27 protein-coding genes are annotated in these 23422 nt (G+C 68.9%); 15 read left to right on the forward strand and 12 right to left on the reverse strand.

Annotation, left to right across the window (positions count from 1 at the left end):
• From AC2YHJ_RS03175 to AC2YHJ_RS03195, 5 genes are all read left to right on the forward strand, one after another.
• Positions 1–944, forward strand: a 944-nt coding sequence (locus AC2YHJ_RS03175; RefSeq protein ID WP_487393911.1) for a 2-oxo acid dehydrogenase subunit E2, incomplete at its 5' end; no start/stop codon positions are given.
• Complete coding sequence (locus AC2YHJ_RS03180) at positions 944–1435, forward strand: N-acetyltransferase family protein (protein ID WP_487393912.1); 492 nt, start codon at positions 944–946, stop codon at positions 1433–1435. The genes AC2YHJ_RS03175 and AC2YHJ_RS03180, both read left to right, overlap by 1 nt.
• A complete protein-coding gene (gene lpdA / locus AC2YHJ_RS03185; RefSeq protein ID WP_487393913.1) occupies positions 1435–2829 on the forward strand; it encodes a dihydrolipoyl dehydrogenase in 1395 nt (464 codons plus the stop codon). The genes AC2YHJ_RS03180 and lpdA overlap by 1 nt, the downstream gene beginning before the upstream one ends.
• Positions 2830–2902: 73 nt before the next feature.
• Positions 2903–3877 (forward strand): lipoyl synthase, encoded by a 975-nt coding sequence (gene lipA / locus AC2YHJ_RS03190; protein ID WP_487393915.1) that lies wholly within the window; start codon positions 2903–2905, stop codon positions 3875–3877.
• Position 3878: 1 nt separating this feature from the next.
• Positions 3879–4358, forward strand: a complete 480-nt coding sequence (locus tag AC2YHJ_RS03195) for a type II toxin-antitoxin system RatA family toxin (RefSeq protein WP_487393916.1) — start codon at positions 3879–3881, stop codon at positions 4356–4358.
• Positions 4359–4420: 62 nt separating this feature from the next.
• On the opposite strand, the gene AC2YHJ_RS03200 is transcribed toward AC2YHJ_RS03195, so the two are convergent.
• On the reverse strand, positions 4421–5299 hold the full coding sequence (locus AC2YHJ_RS03200; RefSeq protein WP_487393917.1) for a glycosyltransferase 61 family protein: 879 nt from the start codon (positions 5297–5299) through the stop codon (positions 4421–4423).
• A gap of 129 nt (positions 5300–5428) precedes the next feature.
• On the opposite strand from AC2YHJ_RS03200, the gene AC2YHJ_RS03205 reads away from it, so the two are divergent.
• Positions 5429–6073, forward strand: coding sequence for a glutathione S-transferase family protein (locus tag AC2YHJ_RS03205; RefSeq protein ID WP_487393918.1), 645 nt, complete (start codon positions 5429–5431; stop codon positions 6071–6073).
• Here AC2YHJ_RS03205 and AC2YHJ_RS03210 read toward each other — a convergent pair whose 3' ends face one another.
• From AC2YHJ_RS03210 to AC2YHJ_RS03220, 3 genes are all read right to left on the reverse strand, one after another.
• A complete protein-coding gene (locus AC2YHJ_RS03210; RefSeq protein WP_487393919.1) occupies positions 6074–6976 on the reverse strand; it encodes a glycosyltransferase 61 family protein in 903 nt (300 codons plus the stop codon).
• 87 nt (positions 6977–7063) lie between these two features.
• Positions 7064–7624: a DUF4337 domain-containing protein gene (locus AC2YHJ_RS03215; RefSeq protein ID WP_487393920.1), complete on the reverse strand. Its 561-nt coding sequence runs from the start codon at positions 7622–7624 to the stop codon at positions 7064–7066.
• Between the two features lie 61 nt (positions 7625–7685).
• Positions 7686–8231, reverse strand: coding sequence for an amino acid synthesis family protein (locus AC2YHJ_RS03220; protein WP_487393921.1), 546 nt, complete (start codon positions 8229–8231; stop codon positions 7686–7688).
• A gap of 78 nt (positions 8232–8309) precedes the next feature.
• On the opposite strand from AC2YHJ_RS03220, the gene AC2YHJ_RS03225 reads away from it, so the two are divergent.
• Positions 8310–9377, forward strand: a complete 1068-nt coding sequence (locus AC2YHJ_RS03225; protein ID WP_487393922.1) for a threonine aldolase family protein — start codon at positions 8310–8312, stop codon at positions 9375–9377.
• A gap of 11 nt (positions 9378–9388) precedes the next feature.
• On the opposite strand, the gene AC2YHJ_RS03230 is transcribed toward AC2YHJ_RS03225, so the two are convergent.
• The 6 genes from AC2YHJ_RS03230 to AC2YHJ_RS03255 all read right to left on the reverse strand — a co-directional run bounded on the left by AC2YHJ_RS03230 (position 9389) and on the right by AC2YHJ_RS03255 (position 15008).
• On the reverse strand, positions 9389–10498 hold the full coding sequence (locus AC2YHJ_RS03230; RefSeq protein ID WP_487393923.1) for a DUF2252 family protein: 1110 nt from the start codon (positions 10496–10498) through the stop codon (positions 9389–9391).
• Between the two features lie 77 nt (positions 10499–10575).
• Positions 10576–11175, reverse strand: a complete 600-nt coding sequence (locus tag AC2YHJ_RS03235) for a YcbK family protein (RefSeq protein ID WP_487393925.1) — start codon at positions 11173–11175, stop codon at positions 10576–10578.
• A gap of 92 nt (positions 11176–11267) precedes the next feature.
• Positions 11268–11750, reverse strand: coding sequence for a CinA family protein (locus AC2YHJ_RS03240; protein WP_487393926.1), 483 nt, complete (start codon positions 11748–11750; stop codon positions 11268–11270).
• A 2-nt stretch (positions 11751–11752) separates the two neighbouring features.
• Positions 11753–12202, reverse strand: coding sequence for a phosphatidylglycerophosphatase A family protein (locus AC2YHJ_RS03245; RefSeq protein WP_487393927.1), 450 nt, complete (start codon positions 12200–12202; stop codon positions 11753–11755).
• Positions 12199–13050, reverse strand: a complete 852-nt coding sequence (locus AC2YHJ_RS03250; protein ID WP_487393929.1) for an alpha/beta fold hydrolase — start codon at positions 13048–13050, stop codon at positions 12199–12201. The genes AC2YHJ_RS03245 and AC2YHJ_RS03250 overlap by 4 nt, the downstream gene beginning before the upstream one ends.
• The gene (locus AC2YHJ_RS03255; protein WP_487393931.1) at positions 13047–15008 is read right to left on the reverse strand and encodes a lytic transglycosylase domain-containing protein; all 1962 of its coding nucleotides are present in this window, start codon (positions 15006–15008) and stop codon (positions 13047–13049) included. Before AC2YHJ_RS03255 ends, AC2YHJ_RS03250 begins: the two co-directional genes overlap by 4 nt.
• A 109-nt stretch (positions 15009–15117) precedes the next feature.
• Between AC2YHJ_RS03255 and dapA the strand changes: the two genes are divergently transcribed.
• From dapA to AC2YHJ_RS03280, 5 genes are all read left to right on the forward strand, one after another.
• Positions 15118–15996 carry a 4-hydroxy-tetrahydrodipicolinate synthase gene (gene dapA / locus AC2YHJ_RS03260; protein WP_487393932.1) on the forward strand — a complete coding sequence of 293 codons (879 nt, stop codon included), beginning with the start codon at positions 15118–15120 and terminating at the stop codon, positions 15994–15996.
• A 187-nt stretch (positions 15997–16183) separates the two neighbouring features.
• Complete coding sequence (gene smpB, locus AC2YHJ_RS03265; RefSeq protein ID WP_487393933.1) at positions 16184–16675, forward strand: SsrA-binding protein SmpB; 492 nt, start codon at positions 16184–16186, stop codon at positions 16673–16675.
• A 58-nt stretch (positions 16676–16733) separates the two neighbouring features.
• The gene (locus AC2YHJ_RS03270; protein ID WP_487393934.1) at positions 16734–17402 is read left to right on the forward strand and encodes a sulfite oxidase-like oxidoreductase; all 669 of its coding nucleotides are present in this window, start codon (positions 16734–16736) and stop codon (positions 17400–17402) included.
• The gene (locus tag AC2YHJ_RS03275; protein WP_487393935.1) at positions 17395–17937 is read left to right on the forward strand and encodes a glutathione peroxidase; all 543 of its coding nucleotides are present in this window, start codon (positions 17395–17397) and stop codon (positions 17935–17937) included. Before AC2YHJ_RS03270 ends, AC2YHJ_RS03275 begins: the two co-directional genes overlap by 8 nt.
• A gap of 339 nt (positions 17938–18276) precedes the next feature.
• Positions 18277–18693 carry a hypothetical protein gene (locus AC2YHJ_RS03280; RefSeq protein WP_487393936.1) on the forward strand — a complete coding sequence of 139 codons (417 nt, stop codon included), beginning with the start codon at positions 18277–18279 and terminating at the stop codon, positions 18691–18693.
• 28 nt (positions 18694–18721) lie between these two features.
• On the opposite strand, the gene AC2YHJ_RS03285 is transcribed toward AC2YHJ_RS03280, so the two are convergent.
• A complete protein-coding gene (locus tag AC2YHJ_RS03285) occupies positions 18722–19354 on the reverse strand; it encodes a uracil-DNA glycosylase (protein ID WP_487393938.1) in 633 nt (210 codons plus the stop codon).
• On the reverse strand, positions 19351–20007 hold the full coding sequence (locus AC2YHJ_RS03290; protein ID WP_487393939.1) for a LabA-like NYN domain-containing protein: 657 nt from the start codon (positions 20005–20007) through the stop codon (positions 19351–19353). Before AC2YHJ_RS03290 ends, AC2YHJ_RS03285 begins: the two co-directional genes overlap by 4 nt.
• A gap of 83 nt (positions 20008–20090) precedes the next feature.
• Between AC2YHJ_RS03290 and folK the strand changes: the two genes are divergently transcribed.
• The 3 genes from folK to AC2YHJ_RS03305 all read left to right on the forward strand — a co-directional run bounded on the left by folK (position 20091) and on the right by AC2YHJ_RS03305 (position 23399).
• Entirely contained in the window at positions 20091–20603 is a 513-nt protein-coding gene (gene folK, locus AC2YHJ_RS03295) for a 2-amino-4-hydroxy-6-hydroxymethyldihydropteridine diphosphokinase (RefSeq protein WP_487393940.1), read from the forward strand.
• Between the two features lie 111 nt (positions 20604–20714).
• The gene (gene rpoZ, locus AC2YHJ_RS03300; RefSeq protein WP_487393941.1) at positions 20715–21107 is read left to right on the forward strand and encodes a DNA-directed RNA polymerase subunit omega; all 393 of its coding nucleotides are present in this window, start codon (positions 20715–20717) and stop codon (positions 21105–21107) included.
• 9 nt (positions 21108–21116) lie between these two features.
• Positions 21117–23399, forward strand: coding sequence for a RelA/SpoT family protein (locus AC2YHJ_RS03305; protein WP_487393943.1), 2283 nt, complete (start codon positions 21117–21119; stop codon positions 23397–23399).
• Positions 23400–23422: the final 23 nt, after the last annotated feature.

The following is a 23422-nucleotide window of genomic DNA, read 5'->3' on the forward strand; positions in this document are numbered from 1 at the left end:
CACTGAACCCGCAGCCGCTGCCGCCGTCCGGTGGGGATCGGATCTTCGTTTCTCCGCTCGCGCGGCGGATGGCACAGCAGGCCGGACTTGATCTGGCCGGCGTGAAAGGATCCGGTCCGAACGGCCGCATCGTGAAGGCGGATATCGAGGCTGCGCTCGCGCGTGGTCCCGCCGCCGCACCGGCCGCGGCACCCGCTGCCGCCGCGCCGGCACCGCGGCCCGCCGCCACGCCGGTTGCCATCACCGCCCCGCATACTGCCGTGCCGAACAGCACGATGCGCAAGGTGATCGCGCGCCGCCTGTCGGAATCCAAGGCGACCATCCCGCATTTCTATGTGACGATGGATATCGAGATCGACGCGCTGCTGAAGCTGCGCAGCGACCTCAATGCGCGTTCGCCGAAGGATGGGCCGGGCGCGTACAAGCTGTCGGTCAACGACCTGGTCATCAAGGCGACGGCGGCCACGCTGCGCCGCTTCCCGTCCTGCAACGCGACCTGGACCGACGACGCGATCATCCAGTACCACGACGTCGATATCTCCGTGGCCGTGTCCATCCCCGATGGGCTGATCACGCCGATCGTGAAGCAGGCCGACAGGAAGGGCTTGGCTGCGATCAGCAACGAGATGAAGGACCTCGCGGCGCGCGCCAAGTCCGGCAAGCTGAAGCCGGATGAATTCCAGGGCGGCGGCTTCTCCATCTCCAACATGGGGATGTACGGCGTCAGCGACTTCAGCGCGATCATCAACCCGCCGCAGGCCGGCATCCTCGCGGTCTCCGCCGGGTTGCAGAAGCCGGTGGTGAAGGATGGGGCGCTGGCGATCGCGACGGTGATGACCTGCACGCTGTCGGTCGATCACCGCGTCATCGACGGCGCACTGGCGGCCGAGTTCATGCAGGCGCTCAAGCGCACCATCGAGGATCCGCTGAGCCTGCTGCTCTGATGGGGGCGGGGCTCATCCTGCGGGATGCCGTCCCGGCCGACGTGCCGACCATCGCGCGCTTCGTGCGCGCGCTGGCCGAGTACGAGAAGCTGGGTCACGAGGTGCGCGGCACCGAAGCGGACTTCCACGCAGCGATCTTCGGCAGCCCGCCGCGTGCCGGCTGCCTGATCGCAGAGGTGGATGGCGTGCCGGCCGCCATGGCGCTCTACCACTGGACCTTCTCCACCTTCCTCGCCCGGCATGGGCGGTGGCTGGAGGATCTCTGGGTGGAACCGGCCTATCGCCGGCGTGGCGTCGCCAAGGCGCTGTTCGCGCGGCTGGCTGCGGAAACGCTCGCCGAAGGCGGCGGGCGGCTCGCCTGGAACGTGCTCGACTGGAACACCCCGGCCATCGCGACCTATGACGCGATGGGCGCGGAGAACATGAAGGAATGGATCACGCGCCGCCTGTCCGGCGATGCGCTGAGGTCCCTGGCAGCGGAGGCAGCGTGATGGCCGAACAATTCGACCTGGTGGTGGTGGGCGGCGGCCCCGGCGGCTACGTCGCGGCGATCCGCGCCAGCCAGCTCAAGATGAAGGTCGCGCTGGTGGAGCGCGAGAATCTGGGCGGCATTTGCCTCAACTGGGGCTGCATCCCGACCAAGGCGCTGCTCAAGGCGTCCGAGATCAACCACATGCTGCACAGCCTCGATGCCTATGGCTTCGCGGTGGACAATCCGCGCTTCGACTTCGCCAAGGTGATCAAGCGCTCGCGCAACGTCGCCAATCAGCTGTCCTCCGGCGTGAAGGGGCTGATGAAGAAGCACAAGATCACGGTGTTCGACGGGCATGGGAAGCTTGCCGGGCCAGGCAAGCTGTCCGTGACCAAGGACGGCAAGCCGGTCGCGGAGGTCGCCGCGAAGAACATCGTCCTCGCCACCGGTGCCCGCGCCCGCGTGCTGCCGGGGATGGAGCCGGACGGCAAGTTGATCTGGGACTATCGCGCGGCGCTGGTGCCCGACGCGCTGCCGAAGAAGCTGATCGTCATCGGCTCCGGCGCGATCGGCAGCGAGTTCGCCTCCTTCTACCTCAACATGGGCTCCGAGGTGACGCTGATCGAGGTGATGGACCGCATCCTGCCGGTCGAGGATGCCGAGGTTTCCGCCTTTGTCGCCAAGGCCTTTACCAAGCAGGGGATGAAGGTCATCACCGGCGCCAAGGTGCAGGGCGTGCGCAAGGAAGGCGGTGGCGTCGCCGCCATCGTCGAGGTCGATGGCAAGGTGACCGAGATCAAGGCCGACCGGCTGATCTCCGCGGTCGGCATCGTCGGCAATGTCGAGGATCTCGGCCTCGAGGGTACCAAGGTGAAGGTGGACCGGACCCATGTGGTGATCGACGGCTATGGCCGCACCGGGGAACCGGGCGTCTATGCCATCGGCGACCTGGCCGGCCCGCCCTGGCTTGCGCACAAGGCGATGCATGAAGGCGTGATCGTGGTCGAGGCGATCGCCGGGCTGCACCCGCATGAAATGGATGTCACCAACATCCCCGGCTGCACCTATTGCCGGCCGCAGGTCGCCTCTGTCGGCCTGACCGAAACGGCGGCCAAGGCTGCCGGGCACGAGGTCCGGGTCGGCCGCTTCCCCTTCATCGGCAATGGCAAGGCGATCGCGCTCGGCGAGCCCGAGGGCTTCATCAAGACGGTCTTCGACGCCAAGACCGGTGCGATGCTCGGCGCCCATATGGTCGGGCCGGAAGTCACCGAGATGATCCAGGGTTACGGTATCGCCCGCACCCTGGAGACGACGGAGGCCGAACTGATGGCGACCGTCTTCCCGCACCCGACGCTGTCCGAGGCGATGCATGAGTCTGTCCTCGACGCCTATGGCAAGGTGCTGCACATCTGACCTGCGCACGGGCCTTGGCCGGGAACCTCGCAGAACGCCGGGGATGGCCCTATATCCCCGGTCGGAAGGCCCCATGAGCACCCGTATCGAGATCGACCACCGCACGCCCCGCACGGGTGCCGACAGGCACCCGGAAAAGGCCCATCGCCCGGACAACCCCATCCAGCGCAAGCCCGCCTGGATCCGGGTGAAGGCGCCGACGCACCCGATCTATCACGAGACGCGCAACCTGATGCGCGACAAGAAGCTGGTGACGGTCTGCGAGGAGGCCGCCTGCCCGAATATCGGAGAGTGCTGGTCGCAGCGCCACGCCACCATGATGATCATGGGCGAGACCTGCACCCGCGCCTGTTCCTTCTGCAACGTCGCGACCGGCATCCCCAAGGCGCTCGACACCGACGAACCGCGCCGGGTGGGGGAGGCGGTGGCGACCCTCGGCCTGCGCCATGTCGTCATCACCTCCGTGGACCGCGACGACCTGAAGGATGGGGGCGCGGAACATTTCGCCCAGACCATCCGTGCCATCCGCGCCTCCGCCCCCGGCACGACCATCGAGATCCTGACCCCCGACTTCCTGCGCAAGGACGGCGCGCTGGAAGTGGTCGTCGCGGCGCGGCCGGATGTCTTCAACCACAACCTCGAAACCGTGCCGGGGCTGTATCCGACGATCCGCCCGGGCGCGCGTTACTATCATTCGCTGCGCCTGCTCGACCGGGTGAAGCAGCTCGACCCGTCGATCTTCACCAAGTCCGGCATGATGGTTGGCCTCGGCGAGGAACGGCTCCAGGTACTGCAGGTGATGGACGACCTGCGCTCGGCCGATGTCGATTTCCTCACCATCGGCCAGTACCTGCAGCCCACGGTGAAGCATGCCGCGGTCGATCGCTTCGTCACGCCGGATGAGTTCGACGACTACGCCACAACGGCCCGCGGCAAGGGCTTCCTGCTGGTCTCGGCGACGCCGCTGACCCGTTCCTCCTACCACGCCGACCGCGACTTCGCGGCCTTGCGCAGTGCGCGCGAGGAACGCCTGGCGGCCCGGGCCTGACATGCCCACCCACGCTGAGCGCAAGGTCCTGCGCTACTCGCCGGAGCAGATGTTCGACCTGGTGGCGGATGTTCGCCGCTACCCCGAATTCCTGCCCTGGTGCGTCGGTGCGCGAGTGCTGTCCCGGACCGACGGCGAACTCGTCGCCGACATGACCATTGGCTTCAAGATGTTCCGCGAGACCTTCCGATCCCGCGTGACGCTGGAACGGCCCGACCATGTCCACGTGACCTATGAGACGGGCCCCTTCCGCTACCTGAACAACCACTGGCGGTTCCGCCCCGTCCCACAGGGCACCGAGGTCGATTTCTTCGTCGATTTCGAGTTCAAGAGCCGCATCCTGCAGATGGCGATCGGCGTCGTCTTCAATGAGGCAGTGCGTCTTATGGTGCGGGCCTTCGAACGCCGTGCCATGGCGCTGTACGGACGCAATACGGCGCCCGTCGCGCCAAGTACGCCGGCACCTTCCGCCGCGGGCTGAGTCGAACTGCTTCGGTCACACGGTCTTCGCGGAGTTGGGGTTGGCAGGCGCAGCCGCGGGCATCAGCCCAGCGTTGCGAGGGCGGCCAGCGCCCTGTCGGGGTCCACAGGTGCATGATCGCTGTCTTGGTCGAGCACGCACATCGCGATCCCGAGGGTGCTGCACAGCGCGCTGAAGTAGGGCGCCTGCTTGATCTTGCGATGGGGAACGCGCTCAGGGTTCGGCAGGAATTCGAGGAGCCCTCCGTCGGGCCGAGCCCAGATCATGTGGGACAGGCCCGCGCCATGCTGACCGACGACGCGCCAGGCGCGGGAAAACAGGTACATCTGCTCGAACAGCGAGCAATCTTCGAGGCGTACGAGCAACGCGTCGTGCCGGCGCGCGATGGTGTCAAACACCTCCGTCATGTTGGGCACGCTGCGTCTCGCCGATCCACCTGAATGGACCCCGCCCGATGCGTCCAAGTATGCGGGGTGAGGCGGCGCGCGGTCCACCACCAGCACCATCCGCTCCGAAGCGGCAACGGCGTGCTTGGCGACGAATTCCTCGATCCGATGGCCATAGATCCGGGCGATGATGCGGCGGATGCGCCGGAACCTCTCGGCACTGTAGCCGTGCGGCCCATCAAAGCCCGGAATCATGATGCGCGGCATTCCGGCCATGCCGGACATCGTGCCCACCACCACCTCCAGCACCTTGTGCACCGGCCTCGTCTCGATGATGAAGCCGTCAAGCTCCTTGAACAGGTGGTTCATCGGGCCGCAATCCCGGACGCGAAACCGGTGGGATCCGCGCATGCCGTGGCAATGTTCGATGAGGGGCAGCAGATAACCGAACAGGAAATGATAGAAATGCTCGACAGACCCGCCGAGATTTCCTGGTACGACCAAAAGACTGGCGCGCCGATCGGCCGCAGGACCCGTTAGGTCAGCAAAGGTCATCGGTCTACGTCCTGGTTATAGCGCACCCCAATAGTCGAGTCCCCGAAGAAACAAGTAAACAGATATCATCAATCGCCGCGTCTGACGAATTTGTTAGCGGCGGATGGGCCGGTGCGGCAACCTTCACGCATGACCTACATCCTTTACGGCGACATCGGCTCCGGTTCTGCCCCTGTCGAAATGGCACTCGCCGAGATCGGTGCACCGGTCGAGTTGCGCGTTGTTCCGCTCGCGACCGATGCGCAACTCGCGGCCGAATACCGCCGCATCAACCCGATGGGGCGCATCCCCGCACTGATCCTGCCGGACGGCACCGTGCTGACCGAGAGCATCGCCATCCTGCTGGCGCTGGCCGATCGCCATCCGGATGCCGGGCTGTTGCCTGCGCCTGGCTCTTCCGATCGCGCTCGCGTCCTGCGCTGGATGGTGCTGGCCGGGGCCGAGGGCTACCCGCACGTCACCCGCGCCGACTATCCGGAGCGATTCAGCGCCGACCCCGCCCATGCCGAACCGATCCGCGCACGTGCGCGGGAGATGTATCGCGATCTCTGGCGGTTGGTGGAGGCGGAGGCGGGGCTGACGGGCCAGGCCGATGCACCCTTCCTGCTCGGTGCGCGCTTCACCATCGCCGACATCTACCTCGCCGTGCTGTCGCGCTGGCTGGGCGGCGCCAAATGGCTGCCGGAGGCCTGCCCGCGCCTTGCCACGCTCGGCCGCGCCGTCGCTGCCCGTCCTGCCATCACTCCGGTTTGGCAGCGCCACTTCCCCGCCTGATCATGCGCTGTGCGTGGCGCCATCTTCCAGCGAAGCGAGTGCCGACAGAACCTCCTCTCGCGCGACAGGCGCGTGTTGGCTGGCCTGCATCACGGCACGCCAGGGCATGCCCAGCCCTCTGCAGATGCCCTGGAAGTAGTCGACATTGGGAATGGCTTCGATCAGCCGGTTCCCGGGGTTCGGCAGGATCTCGACGAGTGCGGCATCCGGCCTCGCCCAGATCATGTGCGCCAGGCCCGCACCGTGCTGGCCCACCACGCGCCAGGCGCGCGAGAACAGGTGGATCTGCTCGAACAGGGAGCATTCCTCCAGCCGGACCACGAGCGTTTCGTGCCGGGTGGCGATCGCCGCGCGGAGTTCCTCCATGTTCGGCACGCTCCGCCGCCCGGCGCCGCCGGACCGGTTCTCCGCTGCGGCCGTCTCGTAAAATGGGTGTGGCGGCGCGCGCTCGATGATCAGCACCAGCCGATCCGAGGCTGTCTGCGGGTATCGCGCGGTCGCTGTCGCGATGCGCTCGCCGTAGAGGTCGCGCATCACCGCCCGGCTCCGCAGGAAGCGGTCCCGCGCATAGGCCCGCGGGATGTCGAAGCCCGGAACGATGATCTTGGGGAAGCCGCCGACCACGTCATTGACCCCGACCAGGCTGGTCAGGACGGTGTTCGCGGGAACCGTGCTGATGGTGAAGCCGTCGAGTTCCCGCAGCAGGCGGTTCATCATCGGGCCGCAATCGCGCAGCAGGAAATGATGCGTCGGCCGCAGCACGTGGCAATGGTCGAGGAACGGCAGCAGGTAGCCGAACAGGAAATGGTAGAAATGCTGGACCGAGCCGCCCTGGTTCGCCGGCACCACGATAAGCCTCGGCCGCCGCTGCGCGACGGAAGCTTCAATCGGCTCGATCGTCATGCCGGGCGCGCTGCGGTCATCGCGTATCGGTAACACCAGCCGTGCGGCAGGGCACGAGGCCAGGCGTCAGGCCCGAGGGCATCCGCGTCAGAAATGCACCAGCGTCGGCGCGAAGAACCCGAGCGCCGCGAAGCCGATGCCGATCAAGCCCAACAGCCCGCCGGCCATCGCCAGCATCGCCACCCCGGTGATGACGCTCGCCGAGGCGACGACGATGCCGACCTGGAAGGCCGCCGAGCCAACCTCGTACATGTGGTAGGCCGCCAGCGACCGGTCGCGCTTCTCCTCCGCCGCGCGGGCGCGCGCCATCAATTCGCGGCGCCCCTCGCCGGTTTCGGGTTCGCTGTCCCATCGAGCAGCGGTGCCGCGCCAAGCCGCTTGCTGCCGGGCAATCGCCTCGCGCGCGGCATCCGGCAGGGCGGGCAACCCGAGCTCCGCGTGCTCGGCCGCCGTGCGCACCGTGGTCTGGCGGATCGTCCGCGCCTGGAAGAAGGCCCAGAGGTTCGCGGCCTCGATGTTGCGGCTGATCGCTTCGGTCTGCTGGCTCTTTGCCCCGGTTTCCGCCAGCGCGAGGAACAGCGCCAGCACCGCGATCAGCAGCGCGACGCCCTTGTTGGACCCATGATCGACATGCGCGCCCCCGGCCATGGCAGGCTCCCCTTTGTTACGGAGAAGCCATCTGCCTGGGCTGCCCGATTCGTGGAAAGAGTCAGCGCGGCGCGCCCTCGCCGATCCGGTGCAGCAGCCGCCCGCCATCGGCCAACGCCATCACCACCACGATCTCCTCGGGTCGGGGGGCATCCCCCATCATCACGGTGATGGCGTCGAAATGCCCGCGCGACCAGGCATCGTCCTTGTGCCCGAGCGGCAGGTCGAGCGCCGTGCCCGGGCCACCCATCTTGACTGCGGAGGGGATCAGCGCCGCACCTCCGCCGATCGCAGCGCGCAGCGGCGCGCCCATGCGCGGATGCAGCAGCGCGTGCCCGTGCTCCAGCTCCCCCATCGATCCGATGATGGCGCCCTTGCCGTAGGACACGGGCGGCCCGTCCAGCATCTTCACGAGGTCCCCGGCAAAACGCTGGGCTAGCGCAGCACCGGCATCGACCAGCTCGGTCAGGTCGCCGACGAAGCGCCGGGCGAACGGGTTCTGCATGGCCACCAGAGCGACCGCGCGCACCACCGGGCGCTTGGCGGCGTGGCCCATCTCGCCGAAGGCCTGCTCGCGCAGCAGCGTCACCTTGCGGATCTCGACCATGGTCCGGGTCCTCCCTCTGGCCGGATCGTGGCGCCGGGGGCATGCTCCGCGCAACCGCATCGCAGGAAGACGCCAACCATGGTCCACGCCCCGAACCGTCCACCCGCCGGCGCACCGCCCACCCGCATCAACCTCTATTCCGACACGCAGACGCGTCCGACGCCTGCGATGAAGGACGCGATGATGCGCGCCGAGGTCGGCGACGAGCAGCATGGCGACGACCCGACGGTGCACGAACTCTGCGACCGCATGGCGGCGCTGATGGGGAAGGAGGCGGCCGTCTACCTGCCGTCCGGGACCATGTGCAACGTCATCGCGATCCTGACGCATTGCGGCAAGGGCGATGAGGTCATCGCGCATGAGACCAGCCACATCCTGCATTCTGAGGGCGGCACCCATGCCGCGCTGACCGGCGTGCAGATCATGCCGATGAAGGGCCCTCGTGGCATGTTCACGGCCGACGATGTGCGCGCCGCGATCCGCCCCAAGACCCGCTACGCCCCGCCGCAACGCCTGCTGGAGGTGGAGCAAACCGCCAATATCGGCGGCGGCGCGATCTGGCCGTTGGCGCAGCTCAACGCGGTCGCCGATGTCGCGCATGAACAGGGCTGGTCCACGCATATGGACGGCGCGCGGCTGATGAATGCCTGCGTCGGCGCCGGCATTGCGGCGAAGGACATGGTCGCGAATTACGACAGCGTCTGGCTCGACTTCACCAAGGGGCTCGGCGCGCCGCTCGGCGCCGTGCTCTGCGGGTCCGAGGAATTCATCGGCCGCGCCTGGCGCTGGAAGCAGCGCCTTGGCGGTTCGATGCGCCAGGCCGGCGTCTGTGCGGCAGCGTGCCTCTACGCGCTCGACAACAACATCGACCGCCTGGCCGAGGACCACAGCAACGCAAAGGCGCTTGCACGCGGCTTGCGCCAGATCCCCGGCGTGGTGGTGGAGGAGCCCGACACCAACCTGGTGTTCTTCGACATCAAGGATGCCGGCATGGATGTCGCGACCTTGCAGGCGAAGCTGCAGATGCGTGGCGTCGCCGTGTCGGGTCTCGGCGGCCGCGTGCGCGCCTGCACGCATCTCGACGTGACCGCGCCGATGATCGAGGAAGCGGTTGGCGAGATCCGGACGGCGCTGGCCGCCGCCTGACCGAGACGGCGCTAGGTATCCGGCCCGTCGTTCCGCCATGCGGCATGGTCCGCCCGGACCAGGGCCGCTAGGCGCGTAGCCTCGGCCGCGAGCCAGGCGGGGTCGCCGCGCCCCGCCTTCAGCGCAGCCGCGATGATCGCACTATCCTCCGGTCGTGCGGCATGCATGGCTCCGAGGTCTCGGCCCATCGCCACCAGCACCTCCCGGTCCAGCGGTGGCGGGGGCAGAGGTTCAGCCTCGCTCTCTGGATCGGGAAACTCGATCTTCCGATTGTTGGGCGATAGTCGCCGCACCGCGATTCCACCCTCGACCGCGAACCAGGCATCGGGCGAGCGCGTCGGGCCCTGTGCGGCCTCGGCGGTGCGGTTGCGAGGTGGGTCATCCCCACGGGCGACTGACCACGCCGAGGGCAGCAGCGCCTTCACTTCCCGCAGCGCGCGCCCTCCGCGAAAGGTCGCGATTGCCGCGAAACGCGGGCGCCCCAGGCTGCCCGTGCCGGCCTTGCGGGCGTATATGCGGCCCATCACCGCGCCCGGTGGGAAAGCACGCGCAAGCGTGGCGCGATAGCGTGGCGGCGGCTCCTCGGCGAACTTTTCGCTCTCCTTCGTCTCCTCCGCCCAGAATTCCGCGTGCATCCGGGCGGTGGTGAGTACGAGCTTGTCCCAAAGCCCGATCCCACCATCGAGGAGTACCGGCTGCCGCTCCCGCACGCCTTCGCCGTAACCCTTCAGGATCGCCGCCGCCATGGCCTTGGTATCGATATCGATGGCCGCCGCTTCGCCGCCGAGTAGGGCACTGGTGACCAGCCGCACCGGATCCTGCGGCCAGGGCATTTCGGCGGCCTCGTCGAAATCGTTGACGCCGAAGACCAACCGGCCCTCCACGTCACGCCAAGTGCCGAAATTCTCGACATGGATGTCACCAACGGCGAGGACGCGGTGCTCCCCCTCGAAGCCGAGCTGGTACCGGCACCAGCGCCAATAGGTGCCGCGCAGGAAGTGGAAGGCGTCCCTCGCGATCTTCTTCCGCCGGTTCCTGTAGTGCTTGGCGCGGAATTCATCGCCCAACTGGGCAACGAGCCAGTCGCGGTATCCGGCCTCGGCCTCGACGATCGGCAGCATCCTTGCGGTCCTCCCAGGCGAACCGCCAGCCTAGTCAATTACATTGCCAATATGAATCAATATGGCATTCCGCCAGATCAGAGCATCCGCGACCAGGACGCCTTCGGCCCGATGTCGATATGGGTGAAGGACCCGTACCAGCCGATGCCCATGAAGCCGAGATGCTGCGACAGCACCATCGCATGGCTGCACACATCGGCCTGTGACATGCCGCGCACGACGATATCGGCCGCCATGCCGCGCATGTGCAGGCTGTTCGGCGCGGCATAAGGCAGCATCGCGTTGGTCTGGGGCGTGCGGTAGCCGGAGATCAGCTTCAGCGGCCGCGTATAGCCCAGCCGTTCCTGCACCAGCGACAGCATGTCGAGCAGCAGCCCGGGGATTGGCCCCGGCGCGTCCTCGCGCAGGTCGCGGAACAGCCGTTGCAGCCGCATCAGGGCATGGATGTTGTAGTCCTGCCCGGTGCGGTAGGCGACCGCCTCCTCCTCCCCGGCATTGTTCTGCAGCCATAGCCAGCGGTCGCGCGGCGGCATGGCCGGCGGCGTGGGTGGGGGGACGTCGCCATAGCCGAGCAGATCGGCCCGCGCGGCACCGCCGCCGATGGCAGCTGCGCCCAGCCCGGCGAACAGGGCCCGCCGTCGCAGCCTCGCGGTATCCGGTGCGGGCGTCTTCACCATTTCTCGATCTTGCGACGGCGGCCGTCGCGCGTGCAACCACCCGACCGATTCGCGCGCAACGTGCGCCGGCGGTGTTGCCTGCGCGCCGCGATTCAGGCCGGCATGGCCAGGCGCAACGCCGCCGCGACTGTCGCCGCCCGCACCGCGGCGCGATCGCCGGGGAAGACGTGGCGTTCCACCACGGTCGCCGCATCCCGCCGCGCGCAGCCGATATAGACGAGGCCCACCGGCTTGCCCCGCGTCGCACCGCCCGGGCCCGCGATGCCGGTGCAGGACAGGGCGATATCCACCTCGGCCCGCGCCAGCGCACCCTCGGCCATCTCGCGCGCCACTGCCTCGCTGACCGCGCCATGGGCGGCGAGGCTGGCTTCCGCCACGCCGACCATCCGCGCCTTGGCGGCGTTGGAGTAGGTGACGAAGCCGGCCATCACCACGCTCGACGATCCCGCGATCGCCGTCAGCGCCGCGGCGATCAGCCCGCCGGTGCAGGATTCCGCCGTGGCCAGAGTCTGGCCGCGCGTCTCCAGCGCCGCCAGCAGGTCGCGCGCCTGGTCGAGTGTTCCGGCTGGCAGCATGGTCACAGCACCCCCGGCGCGACGGCGCCCATCAGCAGCAAAAGCGCGGCGGCGATCGCCCCGGCCAGGATGTCGTCCAGCATGACGCCGGTCGCGCCATGCAGCCCATCCGCCCAGGACACGGGCCAGGGCTTGAGGATGTCGAAGACGCGGAACAGCAGGAAGGCGATGCCGGCGCCAAGCCAACCCGCGCCATTGGGCAGGGCGGTGAGCGCAACCAGCATCCCCGCCGCTTCGTCCACCACGATCCAGCCGGGATCCTCCGCCGGCCGGTCGGCCAGCACGTCGCGCACCGCGGCCCAGCCCAGCGCGCCGACCAGGCAGGCGAGGATCAGGGCACCTTCGCGCCCCAGCAGCACGGCAGGCAGCGCCACGAGCGATCCCCACGTCCCCGGTGCCGGCCGGATGCGCCCGATGCCGCCCAGCGTGACCACCGCCATCGCCGGGGTCACGGCAGCTCCCTCAGGAAGGCGTCGAGTGCGGCGACTACGGGGGGTTCATCCAGGGTCGGTGCATGCCCGGTGCCTGGCAGGGAAACGACGCGCATCTCCGGCCGCATGACGCGCATGGCGGCGACGGTGTCGGCGGTCAGCAGCCGGCTCTCCTGCCCCCAGACCAGCATCACCGGCAAGCGCGCGAGCCCGCCGAAATAAGGCCAGAGATCGGGCGGCGCGCCCGCCCCGCCACCGACGGCCTGCTGGCCGACGCGGATGTCCCACCGCGGGTGCCAATGCCCGTCCTCGTCCTCGGCATAGGTGCGCCAGGCGAAATCCCGCCAGCCGGCGTCGTCGAGGAAGGGCAGCGGCGGGTGGCGCTCACGCAGCCAGGCCGTGGCGGCATCGAGCGAGGTGAAGGACGGGTCGCTGCCGACGAGCTCGACCACGGCCTCGCGCCCCATGGGTTCGATATGCGGGCCGATGTCGTTGAGCACCACGGCGGCGAGGGCGGTCGGTCGCATCACGCCGATCGCCATCGCGGCCAGCCCGCCGAAGGATGTGCCGACCAGCGCGACGCGATGCAGGTGCAGCGCCGCCATCGCATCCAGCGCATCGCGGATCAGCGCCTCGGGCCGGTAGCGCCGGGCGTCGATGGCACGCGCGCTCTCGCCGTGTCCGGCATAGTCCAGCGCGACCACCCGCCGCGTCCCCGCTTGGCGCGCGGCGAGGGAAGCGAAGTCGAGCGCCGTACGGCAGATACCGGGCAGGCAGAACAGCGGCGCCCGATGCGGATCGCCCGGCCAGACCGTCGCGGCGAGGCGCAGGCCGTCATGGGCCGTAACCTCGACCTGGTGGCCGGTCACCGCGCCTGCCGCAGATAGGGGGCGAGCGGATGATCCCGGTTCGCCGCCGAGGGGTCGGAGGCGCGATAGACCACGACATTCTCGATCACGCGCTGGACGTAGTTGCGTGTTTCGGAAAAGGGGATCTGCTCGATCCAGTCGAGCATGTCGACGTCGCCGCCGCGCGGGTCGCCATAGGTGCCGAGCCACTGGTCCACGCGCCCCGGCCCGGCATTGTAGGCGGCGGCGGCGAGCGGTAGCGCGCCCGCATAGCGTTCCAGCATCTGGTCGAGATACCCCGCGCCGAGCCGCATATTGGCCTGCGGATCGGCTGTGAGCTGCCCGACCTGGTAGGGCACGCCGAGCCGCCGCGCGACCAGCGCGGCGGTGGAAGGCAGCAACTGCATCAGGCCGCGCGCATTGGCGCCGCTCACCGCCTCGGTGTCGAAATTGCTCTCCTGGCGGGTGATGGCGTGGATATAGGCGGGCTCGGGGCTGCTGACAGGCGGCCGATAGGGGGTTGGCCAACCATCCGGCAGCAGGATGTCGCCATCGGCCCCGGCGCGGCGCGCGACCCAGACCGCATGGTCGGGCCGGCCGATATGGGTCGCGAGACGCGCGGCCAGCATCCGGTCGGTGCCATCGGCGGCGAGGTCTTCGAGCCGTAGCAGGAAGATGCGGGCGCGGCGGGTATCGCCGAGGTCGGCGAGCGTCAACACGGCGCGCGCCAGTTCCCGCCCGGTGAAGTCCACCGCGCGCGGCTGGGTCAGCGGCGGTGTCGGGGCGCGGGAGACGCGGGCGGACAGCCGCGCCGCATCTTCCCCCAGCGCCAGGGCGGACAACTGGCCATAGAAGGCGACCGGCAGTTCCGCGCCGGCGGCGAAGCGCGTCCGGGCGCCGGCCGCATCGCCCCGGGCCGCGAGGGCACGCCCTTCCCAATAGGCCGCGCGCGCCTTGGTGATGACCGAGCGGCTGTCCTGCCCAAGCGTGGCGAAATGCCGCTGCGCCGTGTTTGCATCGTTCAGCCGGCGCAATGCGATGAAGCCGGCGAGGAATTCGCCTTCCTGGCGCGGCTCGCCGGGTGCGGCCTGGCCATGCGCGGCGGCGGTGCGGTAGGCCTCCCGTTCCTGGCCGAGGCGCAGCAGCTTGCGCGACAGGACCTGGCGTTCGGCCCAGACGGCACGCGCGGCATCGCCTTCCAGGCCGGACTGCAAGGGTTCGGCCACGACCCAGGCGGCGGCGGCTTCAGCGTCGCGGTCGCGGCGCCGCAACAGGCGCGCCTGTTCATAGGCCCAGCCGATATCGGTCGGCCGCGCGGCCAGCACGCTGTCATCGTCCCGCGCCAGGGCCAGCCGCGCCGCAGCGGCGGCGGCGCGCGCACCGGACAGGCGGCCGGCGGCGCGGCCGGCGCCGGCGTAGTCCCGCGCGAAGGCCAGCCGGTCGAAGCGGCGCCAATGGTCGTCGTCGGTCAACTGGCTGCCGAAGCGCAGCAGCAGCGTCTCCTCGCTCAGCGCGTCGCCGGGGGTCTCGACCCAGCCCTGCCGGACCACGGCGCGCAGGTCGGCGGCGCGGCCGCCGCGTTCCAGCGCCTCGGCATGGCGCAGCGTCCCTTGCAGCGTGCGCGCTGGATTGCGCGAGAAGTGGCGCAGCGCGAGCGCATCGTCGGATTCCACCGCCAGCGCGGCCTCGGCCCGCCGGTTCATCGCGTCGGGCAGGGGCCAGTCCGGATTCTCGGCGATGAAGGCGACGAGTTCGTTCGCGGAGGCCGGGGCGGTCCGGTTGGACAGCCGCATCCACAGCGCGATCTTGGCGGCGAGCGGATCGGCCGCGGCGGCGTAGGACTCGGCTTCGCCCCAGCGCCCGGCGCCGGCGGCGGCGAGCGCCTGGCGGCCGGCCACGCGCGCGCCTTCGGGCGCCCAGGGCTGCGCCGCGGCGGGCAGGGGGAGGGCAAGGGCGGCGAGGAGGAGCAGGCGGCGCATGGCTGCCTTCCTAGCCGAACATCCCCCCGCTTGTCCCGCCGGCCTTGTCCCGGCGGGGGGCGGCGCCTAGGTTGCGGCCTTGCTGCCGGAAAAGCTGGAGGAAGACGCCATGTTCAGGGGTTCGATGGTCGCGCTGATCACGCCGATGCGTGCCGACGGATCCGTGGACGAAAAAGCCTTCCAGGACCTGGTCGAGTGGCAGATCGCCGAGGGCACCGAGGGCCTGGTCCCCGTCGGCACCACGGGCGAGAGCCCGACCCTGTCGCATGCCGAGCACAAGCGCGTCGTCGAGATGTGCGTCGCCGCCGCCAGGGGCCGCGTGCCGGTGATGGCCGGCGCGGGTAGCAATTCGACCGCCGAGGCGATCGACTTCGCCCAGCACGCGAAGAAGGCTGGCGCCGACGGCATCCTCGTCGTCACGCCCTACTACAACAAGCCGACGCAGGAAGGGATGTTCCTGCACTTCACGGCGATCGCCGATGCCGCGGACATTCCGATGTTCATCTACAACATCCCCCCGCGCAGCGTGATCGACATGACGCCCGAGACGATGGGGCGCCTCGCGAAGCACAAGAACATCGTCGGCGTGAAAGACGCGACGGCGAACCTCGCGCGCCCGCTGCACACCAAGCGCGCCTGCGGAGAGGACTTCATCCAGCTGTCGGGTGAGGACCACACCGCGCTCGCCTTCAACGCCGCGGGCGGGGTGGGCTGCATCAGCGTCACTGCCAACGTCGCCCCGCGCCTCTGCTCGGATATGCACAAGGCCTGGCGCGATGGCCGTTTGCGCGACGCCATGGCAATCCAGGACCGCCTGACGCCGCTGCACGACGCGCTGTTCAGCGAGACCTCGCCGGGTCCGGTGAAGTATGCCGCGAGCCTGCTCGCCAAGAGCACCGACCATTGCCGCCTGCCGCTCGCCCCGGTGGGGGAGGCGACCAAGGTGCGGGTGCGCGAGGCGATGGTCTCGGCCGGGCTACTGAACTGAGGAGGATTGGAGGGGCGCTGCCCCTCCGAGCCACCCGCCAAGGGCCCGGGGCCTTTGGAAACCGTCACTTGGCGCCTTGCCAGCAACGTGGGTGGAGCGGCGATGCTCGCTCCTGCGCGACGCCCCCATGCTGGACCCGCGCGCCCGAACCGCGTAGAGCACCGCCCCTTCTCCGGATCGCACCGCAATGGCTGAACCACGCAAGAAGGGCCTGATCTCCCACGGCATCGCCGCGCAGAACCGCAAGGCCCGTTACGACTACAAGATCGGCGAGACGATCGAGGCCGGCCTGGCGCTGATCGGCCCCGAGGTGAAGTCGCTCCGGGCCGGCCGCGCCACGCTGTCCGAGGCCTGGGCCGGCGAGCGCGACGGCGAGATGTGGCTGTTCAACTGCTACATCCCCGAATGGCAGGCCGGATCCTTCGTCGCGAAGTTCGAACCGCGCCGGCCGCGCAAGCTGCTGCTGCACCGCAAGCAGGTGGCGACGCTGACCGGTGCCATCACGCGCGAGGGCGCGACGCTCGTGCCGCTCGACATCCACTTCAACGACCGCGGGCGGGCGAAGATCCTGCTCGGCGTCGCCGAGGGCAAGAAGCAGCACGACAAGCGCGCCGCCATCGCCGAGCGCGACTGGCAGCGCGACAAGTCGCGCATGATGCGCAACAAGGGGCAGGAGTAGCCCCGGGGCCTTGCATCCACTGGCCCGCGCCGCACGTAATGGCGGCGAGGAGATCCCGATGGCCGAGGACGACGTCCCCCTGACCGGCGCGGTCAAGGACAAGCTAATCCGCACCAAGGAACGCTGGGCCGAGGAAGGCCGGCTGCTGACCGGCACGACGGCCGACCCGGCGCGCGACCGGCTGCCGCCCGGCCAGACCCTGGTGAAGGACTGGCCGGTGCTCGATCTCGGCGTGCAGCCGGATGTCGCGAAGGAGAAGTTCCGCCTGCGCATGGAAGGGCTGGTGGAGAACCGCCTCGCGCTGGACTGGAACGGCTTCATGGCGCTGCCGCAGACCGAGATCGTTCGCGACATCCACTGCGTGACGCAATGGAGCCGTTACGACAACCGCTTCACCGGTGTGCTGGTGCGCGACCTGTTGGAACTGGCGCGGCCGAAGGCGGAGGCGCGGTTCGTCTCGCTCACCTGCTATGACGGCTACACCACGAACCTGACGCTCGACGATTTCGCCGAGGCCGATGTGATGTTCGCCCATGCCTGGGAAGGCGCGCCGCTCGCGCGCCAGCATGGCGGTCCGGTCCGGCTGGTCCTGCCGAAGCTGTATTTCTGGAAGAGCCCGAAATGGGTGACGCGGGTGGAGCTGCTCGCCGAGGATCGCCCGGGATTCTGGGAGGTGCGCGGCTACCACAACCGCGGCGATCCTTGGATGGAGGAGCGCTATGGCTGATGCGTCCCGCCGCGCCATCCTGGCCGTGCCGTTGCTGATGGCTGCGTCACCGCCCGTGCCCGATGCCTGGTCCTTCAGCCTGCCATCGCTGGAAGGTGGCATGCACGACCTGGCCGCCTGGCGCGGGAAGGTGCTGCTGGTGGTCAACACCGCGTCCTTCTGCGGCTACACGCCGCAATATGCAGCGCTGCAGCGGCTGCATCAGCGGTTCCAGGCGCGCGGCCTCGTGGTGCTCGGCGTGCCGTCCAACGACTTCAATCAGGAAAGCGCGGACAACGCCGCGATCCGTGAGTTCTGCGACGCGCAATTCGGGATCGAGTTCCCGATGGCGGCGCTGGCGCATGTGCGCGGCAACGATGCGGTGCCGCTGTTCCGCTGGCTCGCGGCGCGCGGCGGCGGGGAGCCCCGCTGGAACTTTCACAAATATCTGGTGGCGCGGGACGGCAGGACGGTGCGCGGCTTCGCGACCGGCGTGGAGCCGGACGGCGCCGAGATGCTGCGCGCGATCGAGTCGGCGCTTGCGGCAACCGTATAGTACTGACGATATGAGCGAAATGCATTTTGCTCATGCGCGCAGCACGGTTATTGTGGGTCACTTGAATGATTATTCCCGCCGCGATGCGGCGAGACAATTGTCGTAAAATATTCAAATTTTCAAAGATTTTCTACTCTTAGGCGATCATTCTGAACTCAGATTCTTAACCGGGCGCCCGACAGCATTGGTAAATTTGAGAATTTCGGAATCTATCAGCGCGTGATTAGGATCACGATATGCGGACGCTCGACGCGTAAACGTGATGCTTCGGCAACGGCTCCAAAAACAGACGAACGTCATCACTGTTGATCGCCGGGTGCCAGTGGGAGGCACGCAGCCATGCAAGTCCTGCCAAAGATAGCGATCGGGTGGTCCAGAGGCCACGGCCAGCAATATATCTGCGGCGGCCGCTCGCACCGAGGTTTCGGGCGGGACGTCCGCAATTCGTCGGGCACCGCCTTGCAGTCCTGTTTCGCCACGGCAGTGGCTGCCTGCGAGCGGCTCCGGCTTCACGATCCATGGATGGTGGCGCCCCTGCGCTTCGCGATGGCGGGCGCCCCGGGATCAGGCGACGCCATGGGTGGTCAGGTTGGCCTGGGCAGCGACGGTGCGGCGAAGGACGGCCTGATCGGGTCGAACCTGTTTCGTACGGGCATTGTCGTGCTTCTTGCCCTCGAGGCCTGGGAACTGATGATCTTCACCTGCGTGGTGCTGCTTCGCCTGACGATCGACCTTCTCCTGCCCATTGGCGACTGAAGCCGCGCACTGCCCCGTCGGCCGATGATCAGGCCAGGCGGGCCAGCAATGCCGCCACTGCTGCCTCGAACATCTCGGCCGTCAGTCGCCGGGTCGAGGTGTTGTACCGGCTGACATGGTAGGAATCCGCCAGCATCAACCCGTCCGGGAGTGCGTGAATGGCACCGTGCCCGAAGGCGAAGCGCGATGCCGGAATGCCTTTCGCCCGCAGCAGCGCATTATGCGCCACCACGCCGAGCGCCAGCACCGCCCGCAACTTCGGCATGCCGGCCAGTTCCGCCTTCACGTAGCCGTTGCAGGTGCGGATTTCCGCCGGCGTCGGCAGGTTCTCCGGCGGCACGCAGCGCACGGCATTGGCGATGCGGCAGCCGAGCAGTTCCATGCCGTCATTCGGGTCTTCGAGGAACTGGCCACGTGCCACACCGAATTTCAGCAGCGTCCCGTAGAGCAACCGCCCGGCGTAATCGCCGGTGAAGGGGCGGCCGGTGCGGTTCGCCCCGCGCACCCCGGGTGCCAGGCCGAGCACCAGCAGCGGCGCATCGACCGGCCCCCAGGACGGCACCGGCCCATTGTGCCAGCCCGGGTTCGCTGCACGGTTGGCGCTGCGATAATCGACCAGGCGGGCGCAGAGCGGGCAGTCGCGCGACGGAGCCTCGATCACGCCTCCGGCTCCGGCAGCACGGCATCGGCATACGGGTCCGCCGGCGTCGCCCGCGTCGGGCGCGGCGCGGGTGCCGCCGCCGGGGCAGGGGCCGGCGCCGGCGTGCGTCCACGCGGTTCGATCTGGCGCCGGGCGATGTCCGGCGCGATGTCCGCGATGTCGAGGAAATTGTCGGCCTGGCGGCGCAGTTCATCCGCGATCATCGGCGGCTGCGCGCGGGTCGAGGAGACCACCGTCACCCGCACGCCCATCCGCTGCACGGCTTCCACCAGCCGGCGGAAATCCCCGTCGCCCGAGAACAGCACGACATGGTCGAGCTGCGGGGCGAGTTCCAGCATGTCGACCGCCAGCTCGACATCCATGTTGCCCTTCAGGCGCAGCCGCCCGGCGGGGTCGGTCTGCTGCTTGGCCGGCTTGGTGACGACCTGCCAGCCATTGTAGGCGAGCCAGTCGGTCAGCGGCCGCAGCGGGGAGTAGTCCTCCGTCTCGACCAGGGCCGTGTAGTAGAAGGCGCGCACGAGATAGGTGCCGCCCCGGAAGTAGTCGAGCAGCTGGGCGAAATCGATCTCGAAGCCCAGCGCGCGCGAGGTGTGGTAGAGGTTCGCGCCATCCACGAACAACCCGACCCGCTCCGCCGTACCCGATCGCCGCATGTCGCCAGCCATTCCTTCAACCCCCGCCAGGCGCCCGAATGGGCGCGGCCGTGTGCCCGCTACACAATTCGCGGCGGCCTGTCATGGGCGCTGAGATGGCCCTGGTCGCGGTCGGGGCCAACCTGCCGAAGCCCGATGGCACGTCGGCCTTGGAGACCTGCCGCTGGGCGGTGGGACGGCTGGACGCCATTCCCGGCATGCGGGTCGCCGCGGTGTCCTCCTGGTGGGAATCGGCGCCGATCCCGCCGGATCCGGCCTCACCACCCTATATCAATGGTGTCGTCAGGCTTGAGGGAGCGGCCAGCCCCGAGGCGCTGCTCGCTGCCCTGCACGCCATCGAGGACGAGGCCGGCCGCGCCCGGCCCTACCCGAATGCGCCGCGGGTGCTCGACCTCGACCTGATCGACCTCGGCGGCCGGGTGCAGGTGGGGCCGGCGCCGATCCTGCCGCACCCTCGCGCCCACCTGCGCGCCTTCGTGCTGCGCCCGCTGGCGGAAATCGCCCCGGGCTGGATCCACCCGGTCCTGCAACGACCGGTCGAGGGCCTTGTCGCGGCGCTGGAACCGCAGGAGATCCGCCGCCTGCCGGAAGCGTAGGCGGCTTTCATCTTGCGGTGCAGCGTGCCCATGGCTATGTGGAAGGTTCACCGGCATTTCCGGGCGCCCGGAACCCCCTTCCGCGCGCCCCCAAACGTGTTTGGAGCCTCCATGGCGCGCGTCACCGTCGAAGACTGCATCGAGAAGATCCCGAACCGTTTCGAGCTCGTGCTGCTCGCTGCCCAGCGCGCGCGCAACATCAGCCGTGGTGAATCGATCGAAGTCGAGCGCGACAACGACAAGAACCCCGTCGTCGCGCTGCGCGAGATCGCCGAGGAGAAGGTGGAACTCGCCGGCCTGGAAGGCGACCTGATCAAGTCGCTGTCCCGCGCGCCGGAACCGGAGCCTGCCGAGGAGGAGGTGATGGACATCATCGCCACCGACGAGAACATCTTCGGCATCATGGAAGTCCAGGAGGAGACGCTGCCGGAAGCGGCGGCCGAGGATTTCTCCCCCGACGACCTCGAAGCGGCGCTCGCCGCGGAACTGGGCGGCAAGCGCTAGGACCCGCCGATGGGCCAGGGCGCCAGCGGCACCCGACGATCCGGCCCCGCGCAGGCCCCCGAAGGCCTGCGCACCCAGGAGGCGACCAATCCCGGCACGGAGATCGCGCGCAAGGTCGCTGCCTATGACCCGCGTGCCGATCTGCAACTGATCGAGAACGCCTACGCCCTGGCGGCGGAGGCGCACGCGCCGCAGCGGCGCGAGGACGGCCAGCCCTACATCGTCCACCCGATCGCGGTGGCCGACATCCTCGCCGGCTATCGCCTTGATGCCGCGACGGTCGCGACCGCGCTGCTGCACGACACGGTCGAGGATACCGGCGTCACCCTCGCCGAGATCGAGAAGCGCTTCGGCAAGGAAGTCGCGCGGCTGGTCGATGGCGTCACCAAGCTGACGCGCCTCGAACTGCAATCCGAACGCACCAAGCAGGCGGAGAATTTCCGCAAGCTGGTCCTGGCGATGAGCGAGGACATCCGTGTCCTGCTCGTGAAGCTCGCCGACCGGCTGCACAACATGCGCACGCTGGGCGGCAAGGGCAGCCCCGAGAAGCGCGCGCGCACGGCGCGCGAGACGATCGAGATCTATGCCCCGCTCGCCGAGCGCATCGGCATGGACGCGCTCAAGACCGAGATCGAGACGCTGTCCTTCCGGGAGATGAACCCGGATGCCTGGCAGACCATCGCTGCGCGCCTGACCTATCTGCGCGGCCAGGGTGCGGACCTGATCGAGGAGATCGAGCAGGATCTCCGCCGCGTGCTGGCCGAGAATGGCGTGCACGATGTCGAGGTGCAGGGGCGGGAGAAGTCGCCCTATTCCATCTGGCTCAAGATGCAGCGCAAGAACGTGGCGTTCGAGCAGTTGTCGGACATCATGGCCTTCCGCGTCATCGTGAAGGACAAGCACGACTGCTACGCGGCGCTCGGCGCCATCCATTCCGCCTATCGCGTGGTGCCGGGCCGTTTCAAGGACTGGATCTCCACGCCCAAGACCAACGGCTACCAGTCGCTGCACACAGGCGTGACGGTGCCCGAGCGGCGCAACGCCAAGATCGAGGTGCAGATCCGCACGCGCGAGATGCATGAAGTCGCCGAGTTCGGCGTCGCCGCGCACTGGATCTACAAGCAGGGCGAGGGCATCGCGCCGAACCGCAAGCGATACCCTTGGGTGCGCGACCTGCTCGAGATCCTGGAAAGCGCGTCCGACCCGCAGGACTTCCTCGATCACACCAAGCTGGAACTGCATCGCGACCAGGTCTTCTGCTTCACGCCGAAGGGCGACCTGATCGAATTGCCGCGCGGTGCGACGCCGGTGGATTTCGCCTACCAGGTGCACAGCCAGGTCGGCGACAACACGGTAGGCGCAAAGGTCAACGGCAAGATCGTGCCGCTGCGCCATCCGCTCGAGAACGGCGACCAGGTCGAGATCATCACCGCGCGCGGCGGCACGCCGAACCCGGCCTGGGAACGCTTCGTCGTCACCGGTAAGGCGCGCGCGCGCATCCGCCGCTTCGTCCACGCCCGCCAGCGCGCGACGCAGAAGGAGGAAGGCCGCGCCGCGATCGCCAAGGCGTTCCGCGCCGCAGGCCTCGACTTCTCGGAGAAGCTCGCCGAGCCGGCGGTCAAGGCGCTGAAGCAGCCTGATTTCGAGACGCTGTCCATCGCCGTCGCCTCGGGCAACCTGACGCCGCGCGACGTGCTGAACGCGGCGGTGCCGGAACTGCGCACGCCGGCGCGCAGCGTGGACCAGATGCCGCTGGCGCGCCCGCGTGGGCGGCTCGGCACCGGCCCGCTGCTGACCGCAGGCAAGGCGGAGCGGCCCACCAGCCCGCGGCGCGGCGACGCGGCGATGGGCATCACCGGCCTCGTCGCCGGCATGGCCGTGCATTTCGCCGGCTGCTGCCACCCGCTGCCGGGCGACCGCATTGTCGGCATCGTCACGACCGGCCGCGGCGTGACCATCCACAAGAACGACTGCCATGGGCTCGAGGCCTTCTCGGCCACGCCCGAGCGCTTCATCGACGTGGACTGGGAATATGACGGCGGCCCCAGCGGCAGCCATGTCGGACGCATCGAACTGACGGCCGAGAACAAGCCGGCCGCGCTCGCCAGCCTGACCACGGCGATCGCGCGCCAGGAAGGGGCGGTGAACAATCTGCGTATCGTCAACCGTTCCGGTGACTGGTGCGAGGTTCTGGTCGATGTCGAGGTGCGCGACACCGGGCACCTGGCGGCGATCCTCGCCGCATTGCGCGCCTGCCCCGGCGTGACACAGGTGGAGCGGGCGGCGGGGTGAGGTGCCGGCGGGGAGGCGCCGGG

The sequence above is a fragment of the Roseomonas sp. SRI_022 genome (genome assembly GCF_057586215.1).

What these genes read in the sequence shown, in the direction of transcription:
- AC2YHJ_RS03270 (WP_487393934.1), top strand. Translation starts at nt 16,734, where the DNA reads ATGGCCGAGGACGACGTCCCCCTGACCGGCGCGGTCAAGGACAAGCTA.
- AC2YHJ_RS03200 (WP_487393917.1), bottom strand. Translation starts at nt 5,299, where the DNA reads ATGACCTTTGCTGACCTAACGGGTCCTGCGGCCGATCGGCGCGCCAGT.
- AC2YHJ_RS03215 (WP_487393920.1), bottom strand. Translation starts at nt 7,624, where the DNA reads ATGGCCGGGGGCGCGCATGTCGATCATGGGTCCAACAAGGGCGTCGCG.
- smpB (WP_487393933.1), top strand. Translation starts at nt 16,184, where the DNA reads ATGGCTGAACCACGCAAGAAGGGCCTGATCTCCCACGGCATCGCCGCG.
- AC2YHJ_RS03235 (WP_487393925.1), bottom strand. Translation starts at nt 11,175, where the DNA reads ATGGTGAAGACGCCCGCACCGGATACCGCGAGGCTGCGACGGCGGGCC.
- AC2YHJ_RS03305 (WP_487393943.1), top strand. Translation starts at nt 21,117, where the DNA reads ATGGGCCAGGGCGCCAGCGGCACCCGACGATCCGGCCCCGCGCAGGCC.
- AC2YHJ_RS03220 (WP_487393921.1), bottom strand. Translation starts at nt 8,231, where the DNA reads ATGGTCGAGATCCGCAAGGTGACGCTGCTGCGCGAGCAGGCCTTCGGC.
- rpoZ (WP_487393941.1), top strand. Translation starts at nt 20,715, where the DNA reads ATGGCGCGCGTCACCGTCGAAGACTGCATCGAGAAGATCCCGAACCGT.
- folK (WP_487393940.1), top strand. Translation starts at nt 20,091, where the DNA reads ATGGGCGCTGAGATGGCCCTGGTCGCGGTCGGGGCCAACCTGCCGAAG.
- AC2YHJ_RS03275 (WP_487393935.1), top strand. Translation starts at nt 17,395, where the DNA reads ATGGCTGATGCGTCCCGCCGCGCCATCCTGGCCGTGCCGTTGCTGATG.
- AC2YHJ_RS03210 (WP_487393919.1), bottom strand. Translation starts at nt 6,976, where the DNA reads ATGACGATCGAGCCGATTGAAGCTTCCGTCGCGCAGCGGCGGCCGAGG.
- AC2YHJ_RS03230 (WP_487393923.1), bottom strand. Translation starts at nt 10,498, where the DNA reads ATGCTGCCGATCGTCGAGGCCGAGGCCGGATACCGCGACTGGCTCGTT.
- AC2YHJ_RS03195 (WP_487393916.1), top strand. Translation starts at nt 3,879, where the DNA reads ATGCCCACCCACGCTGAGCGCAAGGTCCTGCGCTACTCGCCGGAGCAG.
- AC2YHJ_RS03240 (WP_487393926.1), bottom strand. Translation starts at nt 11,750, where the DNA reads ATGCTGCCAGCCGGAACACTCGACCAGGCGCGCGACCTGCTGGCGGCG.
- AC2YHJ_RS03180 (WP_487393912.1), top strand. Translation starts at nt 944, where the DNA reads ATGGGGGCGGGGCTCATCCTGCGGGATGCCGTCCCGGCCGACGTGCCG.
- AC2YHJ_RS03280 (WP_487393936.1), top strand. Translation starts at nt 18,277, where the DNA reads ATGCAAGTCCTGCCAAAGATAGCGATCGGGTGGTCCAGAGGCCACGGC.
- AC2YHJ_RS03255 (WP_487393931.1), bottom strand. Translation starts at nt 15,008, where the DNA reads ATGCGCCGCCTGCTCCTCCTCGCCGCCCTTGCCCTCCCCCTGCCCGCC.
- AC2YHJ_RS03225 (WP_487393922.1), top strand. Translation starts at nt 8,310, where the DNA reads ATGGTCCACGCCCCGAACCGTCCACCCGCCGGCGCACCGCCCACCCGC.
- AC2YHJ_RS03290 (WP_487393939.1), bottom strand. Translation starts at nt 20,007, where the DNA reads ATGCGGCGATCGGGTACGGCGGAGCGGGTCGGGTTGTTCGTGGATGGC.
- lipA (WP_487393915.1), top strand. Translation starts at nt 2,903, where the DNA reads ATGAGCACCCGTATCGAGATCGACCACCGCACGCCCCGCACGGGTGCC.
- AC2YHJ_RS03205 (WP_487393918.1), top strand. Translation starts at nt 5,429, where the DNA reads ATGACCTACATCCTTTACGGCGACATCGGCTCCGGTTCTGCCCCTGTC.
- lpdA (WP_487393913.1), top strand. Translation starts at nt 1,435, where the DNA reads ATGGCCGAACAATTCGACCTGGTGGTGGTGGGCGGCGGCCCCGGCGGC.
- dapA (WP_487393932.1), top strand. Translation starts at nt 15,118, where the DNA reads ATGTTCAGGGGTTCGATGGTCGCGCTGATCACGCCGATGCGTGCCGAC.